The following is a 10,776-nucleotide window of genomic DNA, read 5'->3' on the forward strand; positions in this document are numbered from 1 at the left end:
AGACCGTGTCCTATGTGGTGCGGCGTCGTTGAACTCGACATGGGGCGGGGTACGTGGAGTTGGATTGTTCCGGACGGGTTGTGGGAGATCGCGAAGCCGCTGATCCCGCCGTCGAGGGTGCGGCCGCAAGGCGGTGGAACACAGGACATCCCTGATGAGACGCTGTTCGCCGCGATCATCTACGTGCTGGTGTCCGGCTGCGCCTGGCGAGCTCTGCCGCCATGCTTCGGGATATCGAAGTCGACCGCCCATCGGCGGTTCCTGATCTGGTCGAGAGCCGGTGTCTGGGGCCGGCTGCACGAGGCCGTGCTGCACCGGCTCGATGACGCCGGCCTCATCGACGTCACCCGCGTCGTGCTCGACACCGCCCACGTGAGGGCTAAAAAAGGGGCGCACACACAGGTCCGAGCCCCGTGGACCGGGGCAAGCCGGGTTCCAAGATGCACGTCCTGTCGGACGCGAACGGCCTGCCCCTCCTCGTCGGCGTCTCCGCGGGTAACACCCACGACAGCGAAGGACTGAAGCCCATGGTGGAGGGTCACCAAACGAGACACGACCCCCACAACGGCCGGTACTTCAAGCCCCAGCGCCTGCACGCCGACAAGGCATACGACCGGGCTGATCTGCGCAGATGGCTCCGCGGCAAGTGCATCGGAGTGCGCATCGCCCGCAAGGGCATCGAGTCCAGCGACCGATTAGGGCGCCGCCGCTGGGTCATCGAGCGGACGATGTCCTGGCTGTCCGGCTACCGCCGCCTCAGCCCTCGCTACGAGCGCGATCCCCGCAACTACCTGGCCTTTCTCGGCCTCGCCGCCACCCTGTGCTGCTACAAGCGACTCATCCGCCTCACCACATAGGACACGGTCTAAGTTCGCTGGGTGAGGTGGTATGGCGCTGCGGCGGCCCGATCCCGCGTTGACTGGTTTGTACTGCATGTCCACCAGCCTGTCCGCAGTCACCTGGGAGACCCGAACCCATCAGCCCGGGAGAACGCCGGTCCCGGGTAAGCGACAGCAATACGCAGAAGCACCTCCGCGTCCGTGATGGCCTGCTGCTCGTGCAGTATGAGTGCCGCCCGCACCACGTCTTGGTCGGTGCGGTCGCGCGCATAGATGTGCACGAGGTTGTCGGCTAGTTCGTCTAGCCTTCGGGTCCGCAGCAGCGTTACCAGTAGGGCCACTTCCAAAGGTGTGTAAGCCTCTGCTGTGTGCCGCAGTAGCGCGAGGGTACTGTCCGGCCGGCCGCCGTGGCGCAGCTCTTCAGCGCGGCGGCCGACATGGCGTGCCGCCAAGGTCTCGTTTTTGCTCTGTTGCCGGTCCCCTTGTCGGCGGGGGACCGGCAACAGAGTTGCGGGGTGCGCCGCCACTGGGAGCTCTTGCGGGCCGGCTTCGCTCAGTGATGTCAGCTGGCCAACCTTCACTTGCTGGGCCTCCTGCTTCAGTACGGCGGCGTGCTGACGGAGTTTCCTGAGTTCCCGGTCTCGTTCTGCTGCCGACCGTTCGAGCTGTTCGTGTGTTTCCTGCAAGGTCCGGAGCTTCTGGCCAGCGGCACGTACGGCATCTCTGTGCCGCGAGCAGTTGGCGCATCGTTCCTGCTCGGCTCTCTTGCGTAGTTCCAGAAACCTTTCCCTGGTGATGCCGACGTTCTGCCCGCCTCCTGCATCCTGGCAGGCGATGTCGTAGATCCTTGCGGCCCCCTTCTCCGGTGGAATGCGCTCACCCTGGAGGTACCGCGTCAGCGTGGTCTCGCTGACGTTCAAGTACTTGGCGGCCTGGGCCTGCGTCGGGCGGGTCGGCGTCACGCCGTCCGGAGCCGTGACGACCAGATGGCGGCAGACCTCTTGCAGCGCCGTCGCGAACCGCCGCCTGTCTGGCAGGACATCCTCGTCGAGTTTCTTCTCGGTCCACGCGAACGGGCGGCGACTGGTACTGCGCTGCGTCATGGTGACAAACCTCGACATACTCAGAAGAACCGGCCATTTTATGCCGCCAGTCGGCGACGTTGTTCGACATTGTGCCGGAGGCCAGCAGGCCACCGCCTGTTGGTTTTTGCTTCCTCTCTTGCCAGTTGAGGCGCAAGTTGCATCGAGAGGGTTCAAAGAGGTTTCGCTGTGCCACGATTTAGGAGACAGCCGCCAATGGTGCGAGGGCGGCGCGAGTCACGCATGTGCGAATGGTGTGTGCATGTCATTTCATATCACGTGTGGTGAGCGCCTGAATTCGTACGTTTTCTGTGGGAGGGGACCCATTATGACGTTGCCGTCTTGGCAGGAGACCAGTGTCGGAAACCACAAGTTGGGGAGCATGGCGCGTGCCGCTCTCTGGCTGATCCAGGTTGTCGGGGAGGGGGAAATCTTCACCGTGGCCAAGCTGCGCGAGGCTTTCCCGGACGTCGCGCAGATCGACCGGCGCATGCGGGATCTGCGGGACTACGACTGGGAGATCTCTACGGCTCGCGAGGACCCGGAGTTGCTTCCTCAGGAGCGCCGGTTCGTGACGCGCGGCAAGGATGTGTGGGTGCCGGGCCAGGCGAAGGGCCCGAGTCACAAGTCGAGCATCACCAACGCGCAGCGGGCGAAGGTGATGCAGGCCGACGGATATCTGTGTCGTACGTGTGGCATCGGAGCCGGCGAGGCGTACGAGGACGGTGTCGCGCAGGCGGTGCTCAACGTTGCCCGGCGGCAGGTGACGCTGGCGGACGGCAGCGTCACCCACCAGCTGGTCACCGAGTGCCAGCGGTGTGGACGGGGCACCGTAGACCGGTCCGTGCACCTGCCGGAGGTGCTCTCCCGGATCGAGTCGCTGGCGCCTCTTGAGCGAAGCGTGCTGAGCGGCTGGGTGAAGAGCGATCAGCGCACGTACAGCTCGCTGGAGGTGCTGTGGGGGATGTACCGGACCCTGCCGGAGGACTCCCGTAAGGCTGTGGCCGACGCTCTTGACGGTACGGACGACTGAGGCAGGACAGGATGACGATGATGCGCGAGTTTCCGCCCCCGCCGCGGGCGGCCGAGTTCAGCGAGCTGATCAGCAAGAAGGTTGAGGAGGTTAAGGCGTCCGGCGGCACTCGGGAAACCGTGACCGTCGATTGGGACGGACAACAGGCTCATGTCGAAGTGATCGACCTGCCGCTCAGCAGTCTCTTCTACAACCCCAGCACCCACCGGATCCGGGCCCAGCGCAGCCACGACGCCGAGCGGGACGCGGCTTTGGACAAGGACCCCTGGAATGCGGAGAGCCAGGACTACCTCGGGTTCCTGCTCAAGGCGGACCCTGAGAACACGGACGTGCGGGACAAGGACTTCGATGTCCTGAAGGACAGCCTTGACCAGTTCGGGCAGAACGACCCCGGGCTGGTGACCCGGCACGGGGTGCTGGTCAACGGCAATACCCGGGCTGCCGCGCTTCGCGAACTTGGCGCGCAGTCGATGCGTGTGGGCGTGCTGCCGGCGTCGTTCACGTGGGCCGACATCAACGCCGTCGAGCTGTCCTTGCAGCTTCGCAAGGATCACAGGCGCGACTACTCCTACATCAACCGTCTCCTCGCCATGGAGGAGCAGGCGGCGCTGGGCCGGACGCCGGAGCAGATCGCCAAGGACTTCCGGATTCAGGTGCGCACCTATCACCAGGAGCGGTGGATCCTCAGCACGATCCGTGAGCTGAACGAGCGCAGTCGCACCGGCGGCGGCAACGGACTGCGCCTGGCGGACTGGGAGGGCGCGCAGGAGCGGCTCAAGGAGCTTCACCGGTTGTACGTGAAGCTGGAAACGGTGGACCGCGACCAGGCCGAGATCCTGAAGGAGCTGCGCCTGGCCGCGATCCTGCTCAACTTCTCCAAGACAGACGTCCGTCACATCAACGAGGAGTTCCTGAAGGCGGGGTTCGAGCAGCGGTTGCCAATGGGTGGTACGACGGCCGCACAGCCGCAGTCGGTGTCCATCCCCGGTCTGGGCCTGGAGGTGCCCGCCGCCTCCTCCGCCGTCGCGGAGGCCCGGGCGATGAACGACGAGATCCTTCGCACCGCCGCCGTGGTGAGGAACGGAGCCTCAGAGCTCGGCGACAAGCGGAAGGCTGCCGCGCAGGACATCTGGGAGAACACCTGGAACACATTTGACGAGGTGATCGAGGCGGCAGGCCGCAGCGCCAGGTTGCGCAAGCGCAAGCAACTCGCCCCGGCCCGGCTGGCCGACGCCTGCGCGAGCATCGACCAGTGCGTGAATGACCTGGTCCAGGCACGTACCTCCCGCAGTCTCGACGAGGAGGCGTTCGACGACGCGGTGGTCAAGCTGCGGACCAGCCTGCTGAAGCTCGCGCAGCAGGCCGGCCGTGGGCTGTCACAGCCTGGGGACGGCGTGTCCTGGCTGCTGGAAGCGGTCTCGACGGAGGGCTCCCGGTGACCAGCACCGCCAGCGAGAAGTCGCTCCGCCTCGGATTTGATGAGACCCGTACCCGTGTGGTCCTGCGGACCACGGAATCGTTCCAGCAGGAACTGGTGCAACTAGCCGCCCGGTTTCGTACCGGCGGCCAGCTTGGCCCGCTGAGTGCCTCGGTCTCCCTGGACGAGCTGCTCGCGGACCTCGGCCTGCTCGGTACCTGGTCCGATCCCACTGGTGTGGAGTGGGCGGACGACCTTCGCGACCTGGTATCCGGGGTGGTCCAGGACGCCCACACCGTGCAGCAGCGGCTCGCCGGGCGGCAGACGGCCGGTGAGGTCGCGTCCGACGAGGTGCTCGCGCTCCTCGGTGACACCTGGAAGGGCGAACTCAGCGAGTTCCAGCGCCGGGACATCGCGAAGCTCCTGTCGCTTCAGCACGGTGCCAACTTCAGCGTGCCTGGGGCCGGCAAGACCCGGGTCGCGCTCGCTGTGTATGCGGCTCAGAAGGCAGCCGGCCGGGTGAGTCGACTGCTGGTTGTCTGCCCGAAGTCGGCCTACGAGTCTTGGCGTTACGAGACCGCCGAGTGCCTTATTCATCCGCTGCGCATCAACGTCCTGGACGGGTCGCTGGACCAGTGGGCTGAGGTGCTCGTGGTGAACTACGAGCGTCTCGACCGGTCACTGACCATGCTGGCTGGATGGCTCAAGTCGGCACCCTCCATGATCATTCTGGATGAGGCGCACCGGATGAAGCTCGGTGCCCGAGGCACGTATGGGGCGGCCTGCATGGCGCTGGGGCCGTTGGCCACACGGAGGCTGATCCTGACCGGTACGCCGGCTCCGAATGGTTCACGGGACCTGGAGAACCTCCTGGGTTTCGTCTGGCCCGGCCACGGCCAGCGCACGGTGGTCCAGGCGGTTGCTGGAGGAGATCTCGCGCATGCCAGCACTGTCCTCCGGCCGCTGTTCACCCGCACGACGAAGCACGAACTCGGCCTGCCCCCCGTGCAGCTTGGACTGCGCTTCGTTGATATGCCGCCGCTGCACGACGAGATCTACACGGCGATCGTGGGCGGTGAAAAGAGAGGTGCCGCACGCGAGGACCTGAGCTCCCTCGGGAAGACAGCCCTTCGCCTTCTCATGGCTGCCACGAGCCCTGCTCTGCTCCTGGAAGGGGGAAGCCGCTACGAACCACTCGCGTACCAGCTGCCGCCGATGGAGATCCCCGAGGGCGGTTCGCTGTACTCACTTATGCAGAACCTCCCTGACTACGAGCTTTCCCCCAAGTACAAGGAAGCCGTGGCGATCATCGCGGAGAACGCCGCCCAGGGCCGTAAGACGTTGGTTTGGACGACGTTCGTCCGGAGCTTGACCACGCTGGAGCGCATGCTGGAGAAGTACAGCCCGGCTGTCGTCTACGGCGGTACTCCGGACCGGGAGGAGCAGATTCGCCGCTTCCGGGAGGACCCGGCGTGCATGGTGCTCATCTCCAATCCGGCCACTCTGGGTGAGGGAATCAGCCTGCATTACGTCTGCCATGACGCGATCTATGTGGACCGTGACTTCATGGCGGGCCGCTTCCTGCAGAGCCTCGACCGGATCCACCGTCTCGGGCTTGCCCCCGACACGGAGACCCGGGTGACCGTTCTGGCTGTGCGGAACTCCATCGACGAGGTGGTGGCTGCCAGTCTGGAGCAGAAGCTGGAGTTCATGGGCCGCATCCTGGACGACCCCACTGTGCAGCAGTTGGCCGATCTTGAGGAGGAGCCGGCCGTCGCCGCTGGCCTGGCGCCGAGCGATGTCGAGGCTCTGCTGAGTCACATGGGGGGCCGCTAGGACCGACTGCGTGCGGCGGGCCTCGCAGGACTACCCTCTGCGGTGTGTCCCACGATGCTGAATGGGAAGCTCCAGAAGGATCCTGGGCTTCGTCCGCCGCACGCCGCCGCAACATGCAGGCGATCCGTAGCCGTGACACGAAGCCGGAGATTACGATCCGGCGTCTCGTACACGCTGCAGGTCTGCGGTACCGGGTGGCGGCCCGCCCGCTGCCAGACCTTCGCCGGACGGCTGACATGGTCTTTCGTCCGGCGAAGGTTGCAGTGTTCATAGACGGCTGTTATTGGCACGGCTGTCCGGAACATTATGTGCCGCCGAAAACGAACTCCGGGTACTGGTCGGATAAAATAGTCCGCAATGTCAAGCGGGACCGTGAAACCGACGAGAAGCTGAGGGAGGCTGGCTGGCTCGTGCTCCGCTTTTGGGAGCACGAGCCGTCAGACGCCTGCGCTGACAAAATCGCCCTGGCGGTGCTGGCTAGGCGCGAAGCTCGCTTGGCTCGTGGGGACTGAGATCTCCAACTGCTGCGAAAAGTCTTCCAGGGGAACTGCCCCCACCGGCTCCATTTCGTATTCTTCTGTGAGCATTTCTCGGTATTGTGGAAGCAGGACTGCGGCGATGGCTCGCCCGACTGCTTCTGCTACCGGAGGTGGAAATGCGTTCCCGACCTGGCGGTAACGGGCTGTCTTTCGTCCTTGGAACTTCCAGTCTTCCGGGAAGCCCTGGATGATTGCTGCTTGAGTCACAGTGAGCATGGGGCCGCTCGGCCGGAAGAGGTCGCGTTCAGGGTCGCAGTTTTCCGGATCGTTGGCGATGCCCATGCCGTCAATGCCTAGCTCCGCCCACGCGCGCTTAGCCCTAGTCGGACCTAGGTCGGCGCCGCCGTGCTTTCTTGAACCGCCCACGAGAGTGGGAGCCACGGTCTTGCCTGCTTCCGAAGCCTCGGTGATCTTCCTCATCCATTCCTTGAAGACCTTTTCGCCGGTTACTTCTCCAGGGCCGGCTGGCTCTCCATGCTGATTTTTGTCCCAAAACTTCTTGCAGCGCGCGAGCATGCTTTTCTTGAGTTCCTCAAAGGCTGTGACTTCACTTCCCTTGATCCTCGTAGGCCATCGGAACCCTGGGCTATCCGGACTTACCGCATCCTCGTGAATGGCAACTAGAATTGCGCGAGGGCGAAGCTGTGGAACTCCGAAGTCCCGTGCGTCAAGTCGCCGCCAAACCTTCCGCATGACTACGTCTTGAGCTTTCGCAGAAAGGTTCCGATCGACATCTGGAACTAGGTATCCGAGGTCTCTCAGAGTGTCAAGGATCGAGTTCCTGTAATCGATGAAAACTTCCGGTGGTTCAAGGATTCCTCGGACATTCTCGATCATCACTGCCTTTGGCCTAAGAGCATCGATGATTTCGAGTGCGGCTGGGAAAAGATCACGTTCGTCGTCGGGGCCAAGCCTGTGTCCGGCAAGGGAGAAGGGCGGGCATGGAACCCCGCCGGCGAGCAGGTCGAGTTCTCCTGGATTCAGGTTGAGGCTCTTTCTCACATCCGAACCCAGGAAATCCTTGACGTCCATTGGTCGGATGCTGTCCGCCTTCTCCTGGTCCCAGCCGGGCCAGTCGCCAACGTTGGCCCGCAGGGTGGCCGCGGCGTGTGGGTCCCACTCAACGAGAGCGCGGTGATCAAAGCCGGCGTTGTGCAGTCCGACGGCTTGCCCCCCGGCACCCGCGCAGATCTCGATCGAGGTCAATGGCGAGGCGAACTGCGGTCGCTCCTGGCCGCTGCGGGGCATGCCGCTCCTCCTGGGGTGATCATCATCAAGGGGAGGAGCAGCAATCGGGACCTGCTCCTCGGTACCAAGAGTCTCGCATTTTGCTTCGTGGTTCCTTGCGCCCCTATGGCAACCAGGCTGCTCGGGCGAGCCGAACAAGCGTCATCGCTACGCTAAGTGCACAAATATGCACTATTTGCAGCTTTCATGCTTCCAGCTAGAGGGTCTCGCGCCCCAAGGGGGCGGATTCAGTCACTTTCCGTGACTCCCTCATGTGTACGTCTCAAGCCGTATCGGTATGCGGGGGGGGATGCCGATCGTGCGACGGGTCATTCCGGGGACGGGCACGTTCACCCGGTACCTCAGACCCGCGGCGTGCAGGATCTTCCGGACCGCCACCTCGGGAGCCGTGTCGCGGGAGCTTTGGCGGCTCATGCGGGCGGAGACGCTGGGGGAGGACGGGACAGCACCGGGCACACGAGCATTCTGCCGGCGCAGTAGGGGTGGTGGCAGACGACCCGGTGCTGCTCGGCAGACCTGTGCGGCGGGCCCGGCCATGGGGCCGGGTGACCCCGTAGCCGGCCGCTGACGTATGCGATAGACACACTTCCCGTGGATCAAGGATTAGCGGCGTTGCTCGGCGCGACGGTCGGTGTCGCAGGAACCGTTCTCGCCTCGGCGATCACCGGGTGGTCGGCGCGGCAGCAGGTGCAGGCCCAGGCGAGGGCCGAGCACGCGCACTGGCGCAGGCAGGTGCGTCGGGACGCCTACAGCGCCTTCCTCGCTCCGGCGTCCGAGTGCCAGCACGCCCTGAAGATGGCCGGGCGTGCGTTCGTCGGCGAACGGGACACCGAGGAAGTCGATCGCAGGTTGCAGCAGGCGCAGGGGCAGTTGGCGCTCGCGCAGGCCGCGTGGGCCAATCTTGCTGTCGAAGGGCCGGAGGCGGTGGAGCAGGCCGCCCGGAGCGTCTACACCACGCTCAAGTCGACGCAGACGACCCTGCTCGCCTTCCGTGACGCGCCGGCGGACGCCCCGGACGGCAACGTCCGCTTCGTGGAGCGTCACGCCGTCGAAGTGGCCCGGCTCTCGGAACGTATAGGGGAGTTCACCGCGGCGGCGCGGTCGGCCCTGGACGACATCGGGGACTGAGTTCCCGTGCCGTAGGTCCACGGGGTGCGGGTCGCACGGATGCGGGAGCGGGGCTCGTGTGGTCGGCGGCGGCGCTCCTGTGGGCGTCGCCGCCGACGTCGTGCGGAGGTCGTCGGGGCCGGCGTCAGCGGACCGGCTCGGGACGGTCGGCGTCCGGGTGTCCGGCGTTCAGGTGGGCGGTGAGGAAGCGGGCGGCGCGGTCGAGTGCGGCGTCCGCCTCGTCGAGGCGGCCGTAGTGGTGCTGGAAGACGTGGGGGAGGCCGGGGCCGATTTCGAGCGTGACCTCGACGTCGTCGGCGCCCGCGCGGCCGGCCAGCCGGACCGAGTCGTCGAGCAGTACCTCGTTCGCGCCGACCTGCACGAGGAGCGGGGGCAGTCCGGTGAGGTCGGCGAGGGCCGGGCTGGCCAGGGGGTGCGCCCGGTCGCCCGCGCCGACGTAGAGGTCGGCGTAGGCGCGTATGTCGGCCTCGGTGAAGATGGGGTCGGCGTCCTCCTTGGAGCGGATGCTCTCCCCGGCGAGGGTGAGGTCGGTCCAGGGGGAGAAGAGGACCACGGCGGCCGGTTGCGGCAGTCCGGCCTCCCGGGCCGCGAGCAGTGTGGCGATGCTCAGGCCGCCGCCGGCGGAGTCGCCGGCCAGGACGAGGTCCCGCGGGTCGGTGCCCGCCGCCAGCAGCTCGCGGTAGGCCGCGAGCCCGTCGTCGACGGCCGCGGGGAAGGGGTGCTCGGGCGCCAGCCGGTAGTCCACCGACAGCGCTCGCAGCCCGGCACGGCGGGCCAGTTCACCGACCAGCCCCGCGTGGGTGTCCGGTGAGCCGACGACGTAGCCGCCGCCGTGCAGGTAGAGCAGCCGGCCGGGGCCGGAGGCTCCGGCCGGCTCCAGCTCCAGGGTCGGCCGTCCGCCCAGGACGGTCCTGCGGGTGACCACGCCCTCCGGTACGGGGCGGGTGATCACCGCGCTGAAATCGTCGCGCTGCTCCTCGGGAGTGGGCTGGGTCTCGCTGCGAGGGGCGGAACGGAGTACGGCGTCCAGGGCGTCACGCTGCTGTCGGGACATGAGAGGCCTCCACGAGTCGGGTGCGAGGATGGATTCCTGGGAATCCATCTGTCCGTCCCCAACCGGATTCCGAGGAAGATGATTCCCGGGAATCCATTGGAGGCTTGTGTGAGCCACATCACTTCGATCTTCACCGATCTCGTCCGCGTCGAGACCCGGCTCTACAACGCGGTGAACGCCCGGCTGCGTGCCGAACGGGGCCTGGGGCTCGGACAGTTCGAATTCCTGGAGGTCATCGACCGGGTGCCGGGGTGCCGCGTGCTCGACATCGTCGGGGAACTGGCGATCACCGTGGGGGCCGTCAGCAAGGCGGTCGACCGGCTGGTGGACGCGGGCTGGTGCCTGCGGGTCGCGCACCCCCAGGACCGCCGCTCGTCCGTCCTCCGCCTCACGCCCGAGGGCGAGGAGCAGCTGGCCGCTGCCCGGCCCGTCGTCGAAGGCGAACTCGCCTCGCTGACCGCGACGGTCCCCCCTGACGACCTGACCCGCATCGCCTCGCCCCTGGCCGCCCTTCGCGCGACCCTCGAAGCGGGCTCCCACGGCCGACCGGGCTGACACCTCCTGCCCCGCCGGAGCCGGACGGCCCCGCCGGAGCCGGAC

Annotated in this window: 10 protein-coding genes and 1 pseudogene; 7 read left to right on the forward strand and 4 right to left on the reverse strand. The window is 66.2% G+C overall.

What is annotated here, in order from left to right:
- Positions 1-39: 39 nt before the first annotated feature.
- Positions 40-857, forward strand: a protein-coding gene (locus B7767_RS23030) for an IS5 family transposase (protein WP_107486269.1) whose coding sequence is annotated in 2 segments (ribosomal slippage) — positions 40-394 and positions 394-857 — 819 coding nt in all. Because the reading frame shifts where the segments join, the coding sequence is not laid out codon by codon here.
- Positions 858-955: 98 nt separating this feature from the next.
- Here the strand turns inward: B7767_RS23030 and B7767_RS23035 are convergent.
- Positions 956-1,942: a helix-turn-helix domain-containing protein gene (locus B7767_RS23035; protein ID WP_143652598.1), complete on the reverse strand. Its 987-nt coding sequence runs from the start codon at positions 1,940-1,942 to the stop codon at positions 956-958.
- 361 nt (positions 1,943-2,303) lie between these two features.
- Between B7767_RS23035 and B7767_RS23040 the strand changes: the two genes are divergently transcribed.
- The 4 genes from B7767_RS23040 to B7767_RS23055 are packed head-to-tail and all read left to right on the forward strand — an operon-like array spanning position 2,304 to position 6,719.
- Positions 2,304-2,954, forward strand: coding sequence for a hypothetical protein (locus B7767_RS23040; protein ID WP_256923534.1), 651 nt, complete (start codon positions 2,304-2,306; stop codon positions 2,952-2,954).
- An 11-nt stretch (positions 2,955-2,965) separates the two neighbouring features.
- Complete coding sequence (locus B7767_RS23045; protein ID WP_306297981.1) at positions 2,966-4,393, forward strand: hypothetical protein; 1,428 nt, start codon at positions 2,966-2,968, stop codon at positions 4,391-4,393.
- The gene (locus B7767_RS23050) at positions 4,390-6,207 is read left to right on the forward strand and encodes a DEAD/DEAH box helicase (protein ID WP_085573866.1); all 1,818 of its coding nucleotides are present in this window, start codon (positions 4,390-4,392) and stop codon (positions 6,205-6,207) included. Before B7767_RS23045 ends, B7767_RS23050 begins: the two co-directional genes overlap by 4 nt.
- Before the next feature lie 44 nt (positions 6,208-6,251).
- The gene (locus tag B7767_RS23055; protein ID WP_085573867.1) at positions 6,252-6,719 is read left to right on the forward strand and encodes a very short patch repair endonuclease; all 468 of its coding nucleotides are present in this window, start codon (positions 6,252-6,254) and stop codon (positions 6,717-6,719) included.
- Here the strand turns inward: B7767_RS23055 and B7767_RS23060 are convergent.
- Both B7767_RS23060 and B7767_RS23065 read right to left on the reverse strand, forming a co-directional pair.
- Entirely contained in the window at positions 6,645-7,994 is a 1,350-nt protein-coding gene (locus tag B7767_RS23060; RefSeq protein WP_085573868.1) for a DNA cytosine methyltransferase, read from the reverse strand. The two genes, B7767_RS23055 and B7767_RS23060, sit on opposite strands and share 75 nt — an antisense overlap.
- Before the next feature lie 288 nt (positions 7,995-8,282).
- A pseudogene (locus tag B7767_RS23065) lies at positions 8,283-8,408 on the reverse strand (very short patch repair endonuclease); the annotation flags it as partial.
- Between the two features lie 177 nt (positions 8,409-8,585).
- On the opposite strand from B7767_RS23065, the gene B7767_RS23070 reads away from it, so the two are divergent.
- The gene (locus B7767_RS23070; protein WP_143652599.1) at positions 8,586-9,122 is read left to right on the forward strand and encodes a hypothetical protein; all 537 of its coding nucleotides are present in this window, start codon (positions 8,586-8,588) and stop codon (positions 9,120-9,122) included.
- Between the two features lie 124 nt (positions 9,123-9,246).
- Here the strand turns inward: B7767_RS23070 and B7767_RS23075 are convergent, their stop codons facing one another.
- On the reverse strand, positions 9,247-10,176 hold the full coding sequence (locus B7767_RS23075; RefSeq protein ID WP_085573871.1) for an alpha/beta hydrolase: 930 nt from the start codon (positions 10,174-10,176) through the stop codon (positions 9,247-9,249).
- 108 nt (positions 10,177-10,284) lie between these two features.
- On the opposite strand from B7767_RS23075, the gene B7767_RS23080 reads away from it, so the two are divergent.
- Positions 10,285-10,731 (forward strand): MarR family winged helix-turn-helix transcriptional regulator, encoded by a 447-nt coding sequence (locus B7767_RS23080; protein ID WP_085573872.1) that lies wholly within the window; start codon positions 10,285-10,287, stop codon positions 10,729-10,731.
- Positions 10,732-10,776: the final 45 nt, after the last annotated feature.

Origin of the sequence: Streptomyces sp. 13-12-16, assembly GCF_002114215.1 — a bacterium.
Lineage (GTDB): Bacteria > Actinomycetota > Actinomycetes > Streptomycetales > Streptomycetaceae > Streptomyces.